Origin of the sequence: Nonomuraea turcica, from assembly GCF_030718205.1 — a bacterium.
In the GTDB taxonomy this organism is placed as follows: domain Bacteria; phylum Actinomycetota; class Actinomycetes; order Streptosporangiales; family Streptosporangiaceae; genus Nonomuraea.
In genome coordinates this window covers 395,800-410,836 of sequence record NZ_JAUZQF010000001.1, presented here as the reverse complement: position 1 = coordinate 410,836, position 15,037 = coordinate 395,800, and the positions used below count along the sequence as shown (strand labels likewise).

General features: G+C 70.0%; 16 protein-coding genes. 4 read left to right on the top strand and 12 right to left on the bottom strand.

Features of this window, described 5'->3' with window-relative positions; translation table 11 throughout:
• Positions 1-50 precede the first annotated feature (50 nt).
• The 6 genes from Q9G87_RS01995 to Q9G87_RS01970 form a co-directional block, all read right to left on the bottom strand.
• Positions 51-680 carry a bifunctional DNA primase/polymerase gene (locus tag Q9G87_RS01995; RefSeq protein WP_305914406.1) on the bottom strand — a complete coding sequence of 210 codons (630 nt, stop codon included), beginning with the start codon at positions 678-680 and terminating at the stop codon, positions 51-53.
• A gap of 226 nt (positions 681-906) precedes the next feature.
• Positions 907-1,890 carry a porphobilinogen synthase gene (hemB, locus tag Q9G87_RS01990; RefSeq protein ID WP_305914405.1) on the bottom strand — a complete coding sequence of 328 codons (984 nt, stop codon included), beginning with the start codon at positions 1,888-1,890 and terminating at the stop codon, positions 907-909.
• Positions 1,887-3,446, bottom strand: coding sequence for a bifunctional uroporphyrinogen-III C-methyltransferase/uroporphyrinogen-III synthase (locus tag Q9G87_RS01985; protein ID WP_305914404.1), 1,560 nt, complete (start codon positions 3,444-3,446; stop codon positions 1,887-1,889). The genes hemB and Q9G87_RS01985 overlap by 4 nt, the downstream gene beginning before the upstream one ends.
• Positions 3,443-4,315 (bottom strand): hydroxymethylbilane synthase, encoded by an 873-nt coding sequence (gene hemC, locus Q9G87_RS01980; RefSeq protein WP_305914403.1) that lies wholly within the window; start codon positions 4,313-4,315, stop codon positions 3,443-3,445. Before hemC ends, Q9G87_RS01985 begins: the two co-directional genes overlap by 4 nt.
• 23 nt (positions 4,316-4,338) lie before the next feature.
• On the bottom strand, positions 4,339-5,595 hold the full coding sequence (locus Q9G87_RS01975) for a glutamyl-tRNA reductase (protein WP_305914402.1): 1,257 nt from the start codon (positions 5,593-5,595) through the stop codon (positions 4,339-4,341).
• Positions 5,592-6,269 (bottom strand): redox-sensing transcriptional repressor Rex, encoded by a 678-nt coding sequence (locus tag Q9G87_RS01970; RefSeq protein ID WP_305914401.1) that lies wholly within the window; start codon positions 6,267-6,269, stop codon positions 5,592-5,594. The genes Q9G87_RS01975 and Q9G87_RS01970 overlap by 4 nt, the downstream gene beginning before the upstream one ends.
• A 114-nt stretch (positions 6,270-6,383) precedes the next feature.
• On the opposite strand from Q9G87_RS01970, the gene Q9G87_RS01965 reads away from it, so the two are divergent.
• On the top strand, positions 6,384-6,620 hold the full coding sequence (locus tag Q9G87_RS01965) for a glutaredoxin family protein (RefSeq protein WP_305914400.1): 237 nt from the start codon (positions 6,384-6,386) through the stop codon (positions 6,618-6,620).
• A 4-nt stretch (positions 6,621-6,624) separates the two neighbouring features.
• Here the strand turns inward: Q9G87_RS01965 and Q9G87_RS01960 are convergent, their stop codons facing one another.
• On the bottom strand, positions 6,625-8,076 hold the full coding sequence (locus Q9G87_RS01960) for a putative quinol monooxygenase (RefSeq protein WP_305914399.1): 1,452 nt from the start codon (positions 8,074-8,076) through the stop codon (positions 6,625-6,627).
• A 226-nt stretch (positions 8,077-8,302) separates the two neighbouring features.
• On the opposite strand from Q9G87_RS01960, the gene Q9G87_RS01955 reads away from it, so the two are divergent.
• From Q9G87_RS01955 to Q9G87_RS01945, 3 genes are read left to right on the top strand one after another with little or no spacing between them, the layout of a single operon-like run.
• A complete protein-coding gene (locus Q9G87_RS01955; RefSeq protein ID WP_305914398.1) occupies positions 8,303-8,974 on the top strand; it encodes a sigma-70 family RNA polymerase sigma factor in 672 nt (223 codons plus the stop codon).
• Between the two features lie 53 nt (positions 8,975-9,027).
• Complete coding sequence (locus Q9G87_RS01950) at positions 9,028-9,666, top strand: DUF5667 domain-containing protein (RefSeq protein WP_305914397.1); 639 nt, start codon at positions 9,028-9,030, stop codon at positions 9,664-9,666.
• An 18-nt stretch (positions 9,667-9,684) separates the two neighbouring features.
• Positions 9,685-10,560, top strand: a complete 876-nt coding sequence (locus Q9G87_RS01945) for an HAD family hydrolase (protein WP_305914396.1) — start codon at positions 9,685-9,687, stop codon at positions 10,558-10,560.
• Positions 10,561-10,641: 81 nt separating this feature from the next.
• On the opposite strand, the gene Q9G87_RS01940 is transcribed toward Q9G87_RS01945, so the two are convergent.
• From Q9G87_RS01940 to Q9G87_RS01920, 5 genes are all read right to left on the bottom strand, one after another.
• Positions 10,642-11,643 (bottom strand): LCP family protein, encoded by a 1,002-nt coding sequence (locus tag Q9G87_RS01940; protein ID WP_305914395.1) that lies wholly within the window; start codon positions 11,641-11,643, stop codon positions 10,642-10,644.
• A gap of 2 nt (positions 11,644-11,645) precedes the next feature.
• A complete protein-coding gene (locus tag Q9G87_RS01935) occupies positions 11,646-12,224 on the bottom strand; it encodes an RNA polymerase sigma factor (protein ID WP_305914394.1) in 579 nt (192 codons plus the stop codon).
• A 59-nt stretch (positions 12,225-12,283) separates the two neighbouring features.
• Positions 12,284-13,069 (bottom strand): SDR family NAD(P)-dependent oxidoreductase, encoded by a 786-nt coding sequence (locus tag Q9G87_RS01930; protein ID WP_305914393.1) that lies wholly within the window; start codon positions 13,067-13,069, stop codon positions 12,284-12,286.
• A gap of 65 nt (positions 13,070-13,134) precedes the next feature.
• Positions 13,135-14,040 (bottom strand): lysophospholipid acyltransferase family protein, encoded by a 906-nt coding sequence (locus Q9G87_RS01925; protein ID WP_371825715.1) that lies wholly within the window; start codon positions 14,038-14,040, stop codon positions 13,135-13,137.
• Positions 14,037-15,032, bottom strand: coding sequence for an NAD-dependent epimerase/dehydratase family protein (locus tag Q9G87_RS01920; RefSeq protein ID WP_305914392.1), 996 nt, complete (start codon positions 15,030-15,032; stop codon positions 14,037-14,039). Before Q9G87_RS01920 ends, Q9G87_RS01925 begins: the two co-directional genes overlap by 4 nt.
• Between the last annotated feature and the right edge of the window lie 5 nt (positions 15,033-15,037).

Below are 15,037 nucleotides of genomic sequence, written 5' to 3'. Positions count from 1 at the left end.
GGCCAAGGTCATGACCGACGTCGAGCAGCGCGACATCCGCCGATTCTGACTCAGTCGGCGAGCCACTCCAGGATGCGCAGCGGGTCAGGCAAGGGCCGCCCGTCCGGGGGCCGCAGCCACGTGACGGGCTGGCCGCTGGGAAGCATCGACGGCGGCGCGAGGACGTAGCTGTCGCGGCAGTGCCACCGCAACCCCGGCGTGTCCTCGATGGTCGCCGGACCGCAGTCCAGGTGACAGGACCACCACTCGTCCTCGTCCTCCGGGTTGCCCCGCGTGGCGACATAAAACAAGACCCGGTCGCCACTTGCGGCGACCGGGCCAGAGTGAGCGTCCGCGGCGTCGATCCTGGTGAGGGCCGATAGGCCGGCGGCGAGCGGTACGTCGAAGACGTCGAACACACGTCCCGTGGGCAGAATCACACCGGCCTCGGGCTCGGCCTGCCACCATCGGGTGAGCTGCGCGGGATCCGTCGTGGCCTGGAGCGACCAGGCGGGAGACAGCGGGTGGGCACCCGGGTCGGGACAGCCGAGCCGATCACAGGAGCACGCGCGCGGACCGTTCCGAAGCGGATAGGCGCCGGGCACCACGGGCCAGCCCATGGCCGCGTATTCGAGCACGGCGCTGATGCGCGTCGGTCGCGGCCGCTTTTTGGTACGCCGAGCCAGTGGTACCCCCACCATTGGTGTCTCCCGTCACAATCCCTCGCGCGCCTGAGGAGGTCCCGGCTCCGGGCGGACTTAAGCACACGCGGGACACACCAGCACTTGTTATCGCACTCTAACGCACAGGCCACAGGAGTTGACGGGAAACCCCTTGGTACGCGTGTGGAAGCTTGCCAGTCAGACCTCGATGGATCCGCAGCGAAGCGAGGACATCCATCGAGGTACGCGAGCGGAGGCTCGCCAATCAGACACGCCGCGCCACTTCGGTGGCCCAGTACGTCAAGATCAGGTCGGCCCCGGCCCGCTTGATCGCGACCAGCGACTCCATGATCATCCGCTCCCGGTCCACCCAGCCGTTGGCCGCCGCGGCCTCGATCATGGCGTACTCGCCGCTCACCTGGTAAGCGGCCACGGGCACGTCCACCTCGTCCCGGAAGCGGGCGATGATGTCGAGGTAGGCCAGCGCCGGCTTGACCATGACGGCGTCGGCGCCCTCGGCGAGGTCGAGCCGGACCTCGCGCAGCGCCTCCTCCAGCGGCCCGGCGGGGTCCTGCTGGTGGGTGCTGCGGTCGCCGAACTGCGGCGCGCACTCGGCGGCGTCGCGGAACGGCCCGAAGAAGGCGGACGCATACTTGGCGGAATAGGCCAAAATCGGGATATTTCCGTAACCGGCGCCGTCCAGTGCCGCGCGGATCGCCCCCACCTGGCCGTCCATCATCCCGCTCGGCGCCACCATCTGCGACCCGGCCTCGGCCTGGGCCACCGCGATCGAGGCGTAGCGCTCTAGCGTGGCGTCGTTGTCCACGTCACCGGACGGGGTGAGGATCCCGCAGTGCCCGTTGTCGGTGAACTCGTCGAGGCATGTGTCGGCCATGACCACGATGGAGTCGCCGACCTCGGCGTTCACGTCGCGCAGCGCGAGCTGCAGGATGCCGTCGGGGTCGTCGGCGGCCGAGCCGCGGGCGTCCTTGACGGCGGGGATGCCGAAGAGGATCAGCCCGCCCACGCCGGCCTCCGCCGCCTCGTGCGCGGCCTTGCGCAGCGAGTCGCGGGTGTGCTGCACCACGCCCGGCATGGAGGCCACCGGCTGCGGCTCGGTGATGCCTTCCTTGACGAACATGGGCAGGATCAGGTCGGCGGCGTGCAGCCGGGTGCCCGCCACCATCCGCCGCAACGCGGGGCTGCGGCGCAGCCGCCGCGGCCGGGCGACCGGGAATCGCGCGCTCATCTGAGTCTCCTTCTCGCGCCCCGGCGGTTCTGCGAGGGCTTGCGCGGGGTGTCTCCCGCGGCCAACGCCGCTTGGCGCTGCTTGGCACCGTACTCGGCCAGTGCGGCGGCCAAGGCGGATGCGGATGGCTTGTCGGACATGACGTCGACCCGGAGCCCGAACTCCTCGGCGGTCTTGGCCGTCTGCGGCCCGATGACCGCGATCACGGTGACGTTGTGCGGCTTGCCCGCGATGCCCACCAGGTTGCGCACGGTGGACGACGACGTGAAGAGCACGGCGTCGAAGCCGCCACCCTTGATCGCCTCGCGGATGGGCGCGGGCGGCGGCGCGGCCCGCACGGTCCGGTAGGCGGTGACGTCATCGCACTCCCAGCCCAGCTCGGTGAGCCCGGCCACCAGCGTGTCGGTCGAGATGTCGGCCCGCGGCAGCAGCACCCGGTTGATCGGGTCGAGCATCGAGTCGTACGGCGGCCACTCGGCCACCAGCCCCTCGGACGACTGCTCGCCCGACGGCAGCAGGTCCGGCCTGACCCCGAACTCGACCAGGGCCTGCGCGGTCGCATCGCCCACGGCCGCCACCTTGAGCCCGGCGAAGGCCCGTGCGTCGAGGCCGTATTCCTCGAACTTCTCGCGTACGGCCTTGACCGCGTTGGCGCTGGTGAAGGCCACCCACTCGTAGCGGCCCGTGACCAGGCCCTTGATCGCGCGGTCCATCTGCTGCGGCGTGCGGGGCGGCTCGACCGAGATGGTCGGCACCTCCTCCGGCACCGCGCCGTAGGCGACGAGCTGCTCGGACAGGCTGCGCGACTGCTCTTTGGTACGGGGAACCAGCACCCGCCAGCCGAACAGCGGCTTGGTCTCGAACCACGACAACTTGTCCCGCAGCCCGACAGCCTCGCCGACCACGATCAGCGCGGGCTCGGTGAACCCGGCGTGCTTGAGGTCGGCCTGCAGCCTGCCGAGCGAGGACACGACGGTGTATTGCTCGGTCGTGGTGCCGCCACTGCTGACGGCGACCGGCGTGGTGTCGGGCTTGCCGCCGGCGATGAGGGCCTTGCCGATGGCCACGGCGTCGCCGATGCCGTGGTAGATGACCAGGGTGCCGCGGCAGGCTGCGTGCTGGGCCCAGTCCTGCTCCTGCGCGGCGTCCACGATCCTGAACTCGGGCACGGCCGTGGCCGGCGGGATGCCCGCGTAGGTGAGCACCGCGGTCGCGGGCGGCACGCCGGGCACGATCTCGAAGTCCACCTCCGCCGTGGCGCAGGCCGCGACCTCCTCGGTGATCGAGGAGAACAGCATGGGGTCGCCCGCGCACAGGCGTACCACGACCTGCCCGCTCATCGCGCGCTTGACGATCTTGTCCCTCAGGTCGTCGTCCTCGACGACCTGGACGCCTTCGCGGCAGTGACGCAGCAGCGGGCGGTGCGCTTCCTCGCCGAGCACCACGGCGTCGGCCTTGGCGAGCAGCTCGGCGGCGCGGAGCGTGAGCAGATTGGGATCGCCGGGACCCGCGCCCACGAACGCGACGAAACCGGAGGTTGGACTATCGGAGCTCAATGGGAATGCTCCCCCATCAATCTGTCGGCCCCTTCGGCGATCATCTCGGCCGCGAGGCGGCGGCCCAGGTTTACAGCCTCCGAAGGAGAGCCGGCGGCGGACTTGCGGACCGCTTCACGGCCGTCGATGGCGACGACCGTGGCGGTCAAGTTCAGAGTGTGCCCGTCATCGAGCGCGAAAGCACCCACTGGAGCAGCGCAGCCGGCCTCCAGGGCGGCCAGCACCTCACGCTCGGCGGTCACCGCGGAGCGGGTGCGCGGGTCGTCGAGCACGCTGAGGAACTCGATGAGGTCGGGGCGGTCGGCGCGGCACTCGACGGCCAGCGCGCCCTGGCCGGGCGCGGGCAGCAGCTCTTCGATCTCGAAGATCTGCGCGACGTCCGCGGCGCGGCCGATCCTGGTCAGGCCGGCCGAGGCCAGCACGACGGCGTCCAGCTCGCCGGAGGCCACCTTGCCGATGCGCGTGTCGGCGTTGCCGCGGATCGGGACGTATTCCAGGTCGGGGCGCATGGCGCTGAGCATGGCGATCCTGCGCGGCGAGCCGGTGCCGACCCGGGCGCCGGGCGCCAGGTCGGCGAACTTGTGTGGCCCGACGAGCGCGTCGCGGTGGTCGTGCCGGGCCGGGATCGCGGCCAGTGTGAAGCGCGGGTCCTGCTTGGTCGGCAGGTCCTTGAGCGAGTGCACGGCGAAGTCGATCTCGCCTTCGAGCAGCTTGTCACGCAGCGCGGTGACGAACACGCCCGTGCCGCCGAGCTGGGCGAGGTGGGCCTTCGTGACGTCGCCGAACGTGGTGACGCCCACCAGCTCGATCGAGCGCCCGGTGCGCTCGGTGTAGGCGTCGGCCACCATCTGCGACTGCGTGGTGGCCATCAGGCTCCTGCGGGTCCCCAACCTCACAGCTCCACCTCCCTCACGGCCTCGGGCATCTTCGGATCAAGATTGAACAACTCACGCAGCGCTTCCGCATAATGATCGCCTCCTGGGCAGGAGGCCAGCTGCTTGACACGCACGGTCGGCTCGTGGAGCAGCTTGTCGACGACCCGCTGCACGGTCATCGCGACCTCGTCCCTGGACCGCTCGTCGAGGTCGGGCACCCGCATCAGCAGGCGGCCCAGCTCGGACTCGACCACGCCCGCGGCCTTGGTGCGCAGCGCCACCACGGTCGGAGTGACCTTGGCGGCCCGCTCGGCGTCGAGGTAGGCCCGCAGCTCTTCGGCGACGAGGGCGCGTACGGACGGGACCGCGTCGCCCTCCTGCGAGCCGATGCCGGACTCCTGGATCGTCTCCAGGTCGACCAGCGTGACGCCGGCAACCTCGCGCACGGCGGGGTCGATGTCGTGCGGCAGCGCCAGGTCCAGCAGGAAGGCCGGCCGGCTCAGCATGTCAGGCGTGATGATGTGGCGGCCCGCGCCCGTGCACGTGATCACAAGGTCGGCCTCGGCGAGCTCCCGCGCCACGGCGGAGAACTCCACCGCGCGCCCGCCGACCTTCTCGGCCAGCCGGGCGCCCCGCTCGTACGTCCGGTTGGCCACCACGATGTCGGTCACGCCCGCGCGCACGAGCGTGGCGGCGGCCAGCGAGCTCATCGAGCCGGCGCCGACCACCAGCACCCGCAGCCCTGCCAGCTCGCCCGCCAGCGCCAGGCCCGCGGTGACGAGGGAGGCGCCGGCCTGGTCGATGCCGGTGTCGGTGTGCGCCCGCTTGCCCACCCGCAGCGCCTGCTGGACCAGGTCGTTGAGGGCGGCGCCCACGGTGCCCCGGCGCTGCGCCAGCTTGAGCGCCTGGCGGACCTGGCCGAGGATCTGGCCCTCGCCCACGACCATGGAGTCGAGCCCGCACACGACGGAGAACAGGTGCTCGACCGCCTGCTCCTCGTAATGCACGTAGAGGTGCGGCGTCAGCTCCTCGACAGGGACGCCCGAGTGCCGGCCCAGGAGGCCGGTGACGGCGTTGACGGCGGGGTGGAAGCGGTCGACGGTGACGTAGACCTCGACCCTGTTGCAGGTCGAGACCACCATGGCCTCGGCCACGCAGGGGTCCTCCTGCAGGTCGTGCAGCAGCTTGACGAGCGCGTCGCCCGTTATCGACACGCGCTCGAGAAGGGCCACCGGAGAGGTCCGGTGGCTGAGTCCGATCGCCAGAACACTCATTGACTGTCCACCGCCATGAGTGGCCCCCCAGCTTTGCGTTGCTCGTGGAACGCGAGAATCTGCAGTTCGATTGACAAGTCGACCTTACGGACATCGACACTATCCGGGACGGAAAGCACAACCGGTGCGAAGTTCAGGATGCTGGTGACGCCTACGGCAATCACGCGCTCGCAGACCTCCTGCGCCGCCTCCGCCGGTGTCGCCAGCACCACGATCGAGACTCCGCGCCGTTTGATGACGGCTTCCAGTTCGTCGATGTGCTCCACATTCAACCCCGCGATAGTGTCGCCCACGACTTCGGGGTCGGCATCGACCAGCGCCGCCACACGGAAGCCTCTGGAGACGAAGCCGCCGTAGTTGGCCAGCGCGCGGCCGAGGTTACCGACACCGACGATCGCGACCGCCCAGTCCTGCGTCAGCCCGAGCTCGCGGGAGATCTGGTAGACGAGGTACTCCACGTCATAGCCTACGCCCCGGGTGCCGTATGAGCCGAGATGTGACAGATCCTTGCGGAGCTTGGCGGAGTTGACCCCCGCGGCCACGGCCAGGTCCTCGGAGCTGACGGTGGCGATGCCCCGCTCGGCCATCCCGTGCAACGCCCGCAGGTACAGCGGGAGCCGGGCGACTGTCGCCTCGGGGATGCCGCGGTCACGGGGCTGGGACGGGCTCTTCACGTGCCGGAGCTCCAGGGGACGGGCGGCTTGGGGACCGCGTGATGGAATCGAACCGTCTTTCAGGTTAATCCCTTTGTGAACCGATGCACAAAGTAACCGGAGTACGGTTGCCCTATGCACCGCATCACGCTCATCGGAAAACCCGGCTGTCACTTGTGTGACGACGCGCGCGAGGTCATCGCCAGGGTGGCCGACGAGCTCGGCGTGCCCTGGGAGGAAGTCAGCATCGAGACTTCCGAGGAGCTCAGGGAGAAATACTGGGAGATGATCCCGGTGACGCTGATCGACGGCGTGCAGCACGACTTCTGGCGGGTCGACGAGGGCCGCCTGCGCGCCGCGCTCTCCGCCTGAATCCTCAGAACATCGCCGTCGGCAGGGGCACGACCTTCGCGGCGTTGATGTTGAGCTCGATGACGTTGGTGGCCAGCACCATGGACTGCCGCTCGTTGACGAACCTCTCGACGTGCGGCTGGCGCTGGTGGTCGCGGTAGGCCACCTCGTCACGGTAGAGCTCGTAGACGATGCGCTGCAGGGGCGCCGACTTGACGGCGTGGCAGACGTACACCAGCGTGTCGGGCTCGCCGCGGCGCACCGCCTCCACCGTCGCCTCGGCGAGCCGGTCGAACGCCTCCCCCGCGCCGTCCATGATCGTGAACACGGTCAGCAGGCCGTAGATGTTCGGTGACGGCTTGCTGGAGCCGGGCTGCTGCTGGGGCTGGGGCTGGGGCGGGGCGGGCGAGAACACGTCGGAGCCGGTGTAGAACATCCCGGTGGCCGGGCCCGACGGCGGCGGACCGGGCGGCATCGCGTAGTCGGCGCGCTGGGGCGGCAGGTCTTGCTGGGGCGGCGCCGGCTGGGGCGGGGCGCCGTTCATGATGTAACCGGTCGAGGGGCCGGCGCCGGACGGCGGCACCATGCGGGCGGCGTAGTCGACCTGCTGGTCCCCCGCCCGGTATTCGGCCACCAGATCGCCCAGGCCCGTGGGCCTGGGCGGCGGGCCCGGCGGCAGGTCCGCCGCCGGCACGGGCTCCGGCATGGCCCCGCGCCCCCGCTGGGAACGGCCGCCGGCCGGCATCGGCGATTCCTGCCTCACAGGGGCTCCTCGCTGGTCGTCGAAGTCGTCCTCATCGTCGTCCTCGTACGGCGCCAGCGGCCGCAGCACGGTGTACCAGATCGCCGCGGCGGCCACGGCCAGCAGCGCCGTGGTGAACAGCGGTGGCACCGTGAACCTCATCGCGCCGACGAGCGCGATCCCCGACGGGACGATGACCAGGGACGCGTGCAGGTTGTCGGTGTCGTACTCGTCGCCGCTGCGCCATTTGATCGCCGCGACCACCAGCATCGCCAGCATGATCAGCACCGCGACCGCGTGCACGCCGATCAGCAGGTAGCTGGGGACGAGATTCCAGAAGCTCGAGCTCGCGGGCAGCGTCTTGCCCATCTCGGTCGACTTCAGCGGGTCGATGATCATGATCGTGCCCGCGACGATGGTCAGCGCGATGCCCATCAACCACGCGAGGAACCGCGGCGGCACCCGCTCGGTCAGCAGCTGGATCATGCCGACGGCCAGCCAGAGCGGCGCCAGCATCGATCCCGTCACCTGATAGAGCCGGAACGTGACCGACCCGAACCCCATGAGGTAGCCGACCGCGATCACACCCAGTGACAGGCACAGCGCCACGGCCGCGACGGTCCAGGCGATCAACCATCCCTCTGGCTCGTCGCGCAGCCGTCTGATCAAGGCACCGGCCGCGAAGGCGGCGAGGAGCGCACCGGCAAGACCTATGACAGCAACGAGGATCTCCATGGTGACTCCAATGCTGCCGGAGGATGCCTCCCTGCCGGTAGCCGATGACGGAACGGGTACGACGACGTGAGCCGAGTTGAACGGTTCACCGCAGGTAGGGGACCGCGCGCCTACACCGTATCCGCCGATTACAGGTAGTCATGCATGCACTCAGCGGATTGTGAAATTTCCGGTTGATTTCTAGAGTGTTCGAGCACGCCGCACCCCTTACCCCTAGGGATACCGGATGCCTGACTCGCCGCCGTTCGCCGGGCTGCTCGCGCCAGCGGTCGCTGGACCTGCCCCGACGGGCGAGCTCGCCGTGCGCCCAGAAGAGTCGGGCGCGGCAGTGCCCGGCGACGGACGAGCACCCGACGACGTACGCACGCTCGTGATGCTCGCCAAGGACGGCTGCACGGAGTCTTTTGGCACGCTCTACGACCGCTACGTGGACCTGGTCTATCGCTACATCTACTTCCGGGTCGGCTCTCACCAGCTCGCCGAGGACCTGACCAGCGAGACCTTCCTCCGGGCGCTGCGCAGGATCGCCGACTTCACCTGGCAAGGCCGGGACTTCGGCGCTTGGCTCGTGACCATCGCCAGGAACCTGGTGACCGATCACTTCAAGTCGGGCCGGTACCGGCTCGAGATCCCCACCGGGGAGATCATCGACGTTCCGCTCGACGGCTCGCACATTCCGGAGAACGCCGTGGTCACGGCCATCATCAACGACCGGGTGCTGCGTGCCGTCCGAGATCTCAATCCTGAGCAGCAGGAATGCGTGGTCCTGCGTTTCCTGCACGGCCTCTCGCTCGCGGAAACCGCACTGATCATGGGGAAGAAGAGTGGAGCGATCAAAGCGCTGCAGTTCCGTGCCGTACGCGCGCTCGCCCGGGCGCTCAAGCACGACCTGGCGTAACCTCCCCCATCCACCCCTCGTTAGGCAGGTGTCACGGCCATACGGGAGCTGCCATGGGTAGGGCGCGCAGACGGCGGGAACGCGTGCTCGAGCACCTCACGGAGTTGCGGCGGCTGCCCATCGGCGGCGCGCCGGAGCCGTCCTTCCGCGCCCGGCTGCGCGCGGAGCTGCTCTCCGGCGCCCTGGCCGCGGAGCGGGCGCGTCCCGCCGCGCCCAAGCACGCTCGCCGCCGCCCGGCACGCCGGCGGCCCCTGCTGTCCCATCTGGCCACGTTCGGGCTGGCGGCGGCCATGATGATCTCGGCGTTCGCCACCTATCAGGCGGTGCCGGGGGACTCGCTCTACCCGCTCAAGCGCGCCGCCGAGAGCACGCTCGTACGCCTCAGCTCCGACGACGCCGAACGCGGCGAGCGGGAGCTGGACTCGGCCAAGACCCGCGCCAAGGAGGTCGCCACCCTGCTCGGCTCGTCCGACGGCACGCTGGTCGGCGAGACGCTCACCGAGATGGAGAAGTCCACGCGGTCGGGCATCAGCCGGCTGAAGCGGGCCGAGCCGCGCTCACCGAAGATCGAAAAATTCGCACGCGACCAGAAAGAGGTCGTCGGGCCGATGCTCCCGCAGCTCAACGAGGATCAGCAGACCCAAGCGGAGGGCTATTTGCACTACATCGAAGGTCTGGCCGCGCCCGGGTAGCTCTGTAAGCTGGCGCTCATGTGGCGGCTAATCCGACGACGACACGAGGTGGAGCCCGAGGCCGCCGGCGAGGCCGCGGCGGAAGCGGCGATCGCCGTCGCCCCGGTCGAGCCGGACCTCCAGGCGGCGGCCTTCTTCGACGTCGACAACACGATGATGCGCGGCGCCTCGATCTACCACTTCGCCAGAGGGCTTGCCACACGCGGCATGTTCACCACGTCCGACCTGTTCAAGTTCGCCGTGGGGCAGGCGGTGTTCCGGTTGCGGGGCAACGAAAACCCCGAGCACATCGCGGTGGCCCGGGAGACCGCGCTGGCGTTCGTGGCCGGCGCCAAGGTCGAGGACGTCGTACGCCTAGGCGAGGAGATCTACGACGAGGTCATGGCCGACCGCATCTGGGGCGGCACCCGGGCGCTCGCCCAGGCCCACCTGGACGCCGGGCAGCGGGTCTGGCTGGTCACCGCCACGCCGGTGGAGCTGGCCAGGGTCATCGCGCAGCGCCTCGGACTGACCGGCGCGCTCGGCACGGTGGCCGAGACCAGCAACGGCATCTACACCGGCCGGCTGGTCGGCGACCTCCTCCACGGACCGGCCAAGGCCGAGGCGGTCCGGGCGCTGGCCCGTCGTGAGGGCCTCGATCTGACCCGCTGCACCGCCTACAGCGACTCGGCCAACGACCTGCCGATGTTGTCGCTGGTCGGCCAGGCGGTGGCCATCAACCCGGACAGCGAGCTCCGCGAGCACGCCAGGAGACACGACTGGCCCATCAAGGACTTCCGCACCGGGCGCAAGGCGACTCTGACGGCCCTGCCCATCGCCGCCGGCGTGGGGGCCGTGGCCGGCGGCGTCGCCGCCGCCATCGCACTGCGCCGCCACTACCGCACGCAGCGCTGAGCCTCCCCGCACCACGCCCGACCCGCCCGCCGCGGCCTCCGTCTGGCGGACGGCGGGGCGGCGGGCGGCGGGCGGGTCGCGTCACTTCAGCGACTTGAACAGCTCACCGGCCTCCGGCTGCTTCCACTGGAGGCGGTGGTTGTCACGCGTGTACGGCTCCCACGGGACCGTCACCACATCCATCTTGGTCTTCGACAGCTCGCCCGCCAGCTCGTACATCGCCTCCAAGCTCAGGTCGGTCTTGACCGCCTTCCGCAGCGCACCGAGGAAGGCCTTCAGCCGATCGGCGTCCGCGAAGGCCGCGCCGGCCTTCTTCACCATCGCGAGCACGAGCTGCTGCTGCCGCTTGATCCGCCCGATGTCCGACCCATCGCCGACATACCGCAGCCGCGCATATCCCAGCGCCGTCTCCCCGTTCAGCAGGACCTTCCCGGCAGGCAGCTTCAGCTTCGCCTTCGGATCGTCCACGGCCCGGGCCACGGTGATCTCCACTCCCCCGAGCGCGTCCACCATGCCTTTGAAGCCCGCGAAGTCCACCTCCACCGTGTGCTGGATGGACAGCCCGGTCAGCTTTTCCAGTGTCCTGCGCAGGCAGGCGGCCCCGCCCTTGTTGTACACCGAATTGATCATGTCCGTCCGCGCCGGCAGCCCCGAGCAGGCGGGAATCGCCACCATCGAGTCGCGCGGCACGCTGACGGCCGTGGCCCTGCCCCGATCGGCGGGCACGTGAATGATCATGATGGTGTCGGACCGTTTCCCCGCTCCGGTGGACCGCGGGCCATAAGGAGCGTTGCCCTCACCCTCCCGCGTGTCCGACCCGATCACCAGCACGTTACGCGTGCCGCTCATGTCCACGGCCTGCGATCCGGCAGGAGGCGCGGCGGTGTGCCGGTCGGCGATCAGCACGGTGGGCACGGCGACCGCGGCGGCCGTGGCGACGGCCACGAGCCCGGCGGTCCACCAGCCTGCCCACCGGCGCCGCGGCCGGGCCCGCAGCAGGCGGTCCCGCTGGCGGACGAGCGTCGCGGGCGGTTCGTGCTCCAGCTCCCCGCCGAGGTCGCGGAGCAGCTTCAGGTCGTCCATCGTCACTCCTCCTCCATGGGGTTGGCGTCGCCGAGCGCGGCACGTACCTTCCGCCTGCCCCTGTTGAGGCGGGAGCGCACGGTTCCGATGGGGATGCCGAGCGCCTGCGCGACCTCCTCGTACGTGAGATCGCCCCAGGCGATCAACAGCAGGACGTCGCGGTCCTTGGTGGGCAGGGCGGCCAGTGCGCCCGCCAGCTCGGCGCGTACGGCCTGAGCGGTCACACCGGCGGCCACCCGGTCGGCGGGCGACTCGATGTCGGAGTCGACAGGGGCACGCAGGAGGGCGCGGTAGCGGGCGGCCTCCTTGCGGTGGTGCCGGGAGATGAGCTTGGTGAGGATGCCGAAGAGCCACGGCCGGGCGTCCTCGTACGCCAGGTCATAGCTCTCCCTGCGGGAGAAGGCGACCAGGAACGTCTCGCCGACGAGGTCTTCCGCGGGCTCGGGGCCGAGCCGTTTGGAGACGTACCGATAGAGCATGGCGGAGTAGCGGTCGAACAGCTCGGCGAACACCTCGGGGTCGGTCCACGAGGCGCATACGAGCTCCGCGTCCGCACCCCGGGTGGCGGGTTGAAGGATCATCTCCGCCCTTCTGTAGGGGGATCGGTCACCGATGTCTTGCCTCAACCCGCCACAAGGGTTCACAGCTCCTTCAGGAAGCCTCCGTCGACGGCGAACTCGGCGCCGGTCGTGCTGGCCGAGCGGGGCGAGGCCAGCAGGGCGACCATGTCCGCGATCTCCTGCGGACGCACCAGACGCCCGGTGACCAGTTTCATCATGTCAGGGGCGACCCGGGCGACGATGTCCTCCTTGGAGGCCCCGGCCATGCCGCCGATGACCTCGGCGGCCCCGCCCTCCTTTGTCCACCAGTGGGTGAGCACGGGCCCGGGCGAGATCGTGTTGACCCGGATGCCCTGCGCGCCGAACTCCTCCGACACGGCCTTGCCGACGTGGTTGAGCGCCGCCTTGGCCGCGCCGTAGTCGACGTTCATGGCCCCGGGCTGCCGAGCCGAGCCGCTGGAGATGTTGATGATCGAGCCGCCGCCCCGCTCGATCATGACGGGCACGGCGGCGCGGATCATGCGTACGGCCGCGAACAGGTTGAACTCGAACATCGCCTGCCAGTCCGCGTCGCCGGGCGTCATGAACCCGACCCGCGGCAACCTCACCCCGGGCGGCGGCCCGCCGGCGTTGTTGACGAGGATGTCCACGCCGCCGAACTCCTCCACCGCACGCGCGATGACCCGCGCCGGCGCCTGCGGGTCCATGAGGTCGACCGCGACGTGCGTCGCTTTGGCGTCGACCGGTGTACGGGAGGCGGCGACCACGTGCGCGCCCTCGTCGGCCAGGGTTCGGGCGACGGCGAGGCCGATGCCCTTGGACGCGCCGGTGACGACGGCGACGCGGCCGGAAAGCTCGAGATCCATGGGGATGTCCTTCGGTGTTGACGACGAATCGCCCGGAGAACACCGGGGACACCCCACCGGTTGCACTACAGGAACGGCGGGAAGGCGTGGCCTCTGCGCAGCCGCAACTCGTTGAGCATCTGCTGGATCACCTCGCGTATGTGGTCGGTGAGGTTGAACACCAGCATCGGATCGTCGGCCGCCGACGGCTCGTATTCGTCGGTGCGGATCGGCTCGCCGAACTCGATCATCCACTTGGACGGCAGCGGCACCAGCCCGAGCGGGCCGAGCAGCGGGAAGAACGGTGTGATCGGCAGGTAGGGCAGGCCGAGCGTCCTGGCCAGGAACTTCAGATCGCCGATCTTCGGATAGATCTCCTCGGCGCCCACGATCGCGGTGGGCAGGATCGGCACCCCGGCGCGGATGGCCGACGCCACGAACCCGCCGCGGCCGAACCGCTGCAGCTTGTAGCGCTCGGAGAACGGCTTGCCGACGCCCTTGAAGCCCTCGGGGAACACCCCGACCAGCTCGCCCTTGCGCAGCAGCCGGTCAGCGTCCTCCCTGCAGGCCAGCGTGTGGCCAGTCTTGCGGGCCAGGTGGCTGAGCATCGGCAGCTGGTAGACCAGGTCGGCGCCGAGTAGCCGCAGCGGCCTGCCCACGTCGTCGTGCATGGCCACCTGGAGCATCAGCGCGTCGAGCGGCAGCGTGCCCGAGTGGTTGGCGACGACCAGGGCGCCGCCCTCCTCGGGCACGTTCTTGAGCTGGACCGTCTCGACCCGGAACCAGCGGGTGTAGAGGGGCCTGACCAGCTCGAGGAAGACCTTGTCCGTCAGCTCGGCGTCGTAGCCGAACTCGTCGACCTCGTAGTCGCCGCTGACCCGCCTGCGGACGAAGGCCAGGAGCTTGGCCAGGGGCTCAGGATCCGGCTGCTCGAAGGACGGCGCGGCGCTGATCGGGATCACCCGCGCGTCCTCTTCGCTGGGAACACTCAACTCGGCACACCTCCGAACGGGTGCAGGCCCCGGGAACGCAAGAAGTCGTCGTAGGCCGCCCCGGTCGTGAACTTGGGCTTCCAGCCGAGCTCGGCCTCCAGCCTGGAGGTGTCGACAGCGCGGCCATGGCTCATCAGTCTGAGCTGCTCGGGCGAGTATTCGACGAGCCCGACCCGGCGCGCGGTGTTGCCCAGCAGTTTGAACGCGGGCGAGAGCAGTGGCAGCGACAGCCGCCCCGCCCGCCTGGCGCACTGCGACAGCAGCAGCACGCCGACCCCGGCCACGTTGAACGTGCCGGGATGATCCTCGCTCGCCATCCGGCGCAGCACCTCGACCGCGTCGTCCTCGTGGACGAACTGCAGCCGTGGGTCGAAGCCGAACACGGTCGGCAGCACCGGCTGGGTGAAGTAACGCGTCAGCGGCGAGTCCACGCCTGGACCCATGAAGTTGGCGAAGCGCAGCAGTGACACCGTCACGTCGGGACGGCGCCGGGCGAAACCGCGTACGTAGCCTTCGACCTCGACCGCGTCTTTGGCGTAGCCGTGGCTGGGACCGTCGTGCGGCTCCAGGTCCTCGGTGAACACCGCCGGATCCCGCGGCGACGAGCCATAGACGGCGGTGGTGGAGCGGACCACCACGCGCCGCACGGTCGCCGACCGCTGGCAGGCCCCGAGCAGCTGCATGGTGCCGATGACGTTGTGCTCCTTCATGGCAGCCCTGCCACCGCTCCGCGAGGGAGCGCTGACCAGGCTCATGTGCACAACGGTGTCGATGTCCGCGGCCGCGATCACCTGAGCGATGTCGGGGCTACGCAGATCGACCCGGACGAACTCCGTCCGGCCGAGGGAGTCGCCGCCGTCCCGCGTCAGCGAGGGGGGCGGCACGGTGTCGACTCCTATGACACGGCTGATGTCCGGGTCCGCAGCTAGAACACTCGCCACCCGGGCGCCGATGTGGCGCGAGACCCCGGTGACGAGCACGGTGTGGGTCATCAGCG

Excerpts from the sequence above, each read along its gene's own strand:
- Q9G87_RS01995 (WP_305914406.1), bottom strand. The coding sequence starts at position 680 with ATGGTGGGGGTACCACTGGCTCGGCGTACCAAAAAGCGGCCGCGACCG.
- hemB (WP_305914405.1), bottom strand. The coding sequence starts at position 1,890 with ATGAGCGCGCGATTCCCGGTCGCCCGGCCGCGGCGGCTGCGCCGCAGC.
- hemC (WP_305914403.1), bottom strand. The coding sequence starts at position 4,315 with ATGGCCACCACGCAGTCGCAGATGGTGGCCGACGCCTACACCGAGCGC.
- Q9G87_RS01975 (WP_305914402.1), bottom strand. The coding sequence starts at position 5,595 with ATGAGTGTTCTGGCGATCGGACTCAGCCACCGGACCTCTCCGGTGGCC.
- Q9G87_RS01965 (WP_305914400.1), top strand. The coding sequence starts at position 6,384 with ATGCACCGCATCACGCTCATCGGAAAACCCGGCTGTCACTTGTGTGAC.
- Q9G87_RS01960 (WP_305914399.1), bottom strand. The coding sequence starts at position 8,076 with ATGGAGATCCTCGTTGCTGTCATAGGTCTTGCCGGTGCGCTCCTCGCC.
- Q9G87_RS01955 (WP_305914398.1), top strand. The coding sequence starts at position 8,303 with ATGCCTGACTCGCCGCCGTTCGCCGGGCTGCTCGCGCCAGCGGTCGCT.
- Q9G87_RS01950 (WP_305914397.1), top strand. The coding sequence starts at position 9,028 with ATGGGTAGGGCGCGCAGACGGCGGGAACGCGTGCTCGAGCACCTCACG.
- Q9G87_RS01945 (WP_305914396.1), top strand. The coding sequence starts at position 9,685 with ATGTGGCGGCTAATCCGACGACGACACGAGGTGGAGCCCGAGGCCGCC.
- Q9G87_RS01940 (WP_305914395.1), bottom strand. The coding sequence starts at position 11,643 with ATGGACGACCTGAAGCTGCTCCGCGACCTCGGCGGGGAGCTGGAGCAC.
- Q9G87_RS01935 (WP_305914394.1), bottom strand. The coding sequence starts at position 12,224 with ATGATCCTTCAACCCGCCACCCGGGGTGCGGACGCGGAGCTCGTATGC.
- Q9G87_RS01930 (WP_305914393.1), bottom strand. The coding sequence starts at position 13,069 with ATGGATCTCGAGCTTTCCGGCCGCGTCGCCGTCGTCACCGGCGCGTCC.
- Q9G87_RS01920 (WP_305914392.1), bottom strand. The coding sequence starts at position 15,032 with ATGACCCACACCGTGCTCGTCACCGGGGTCTCGCGCCACATCGGCGCC.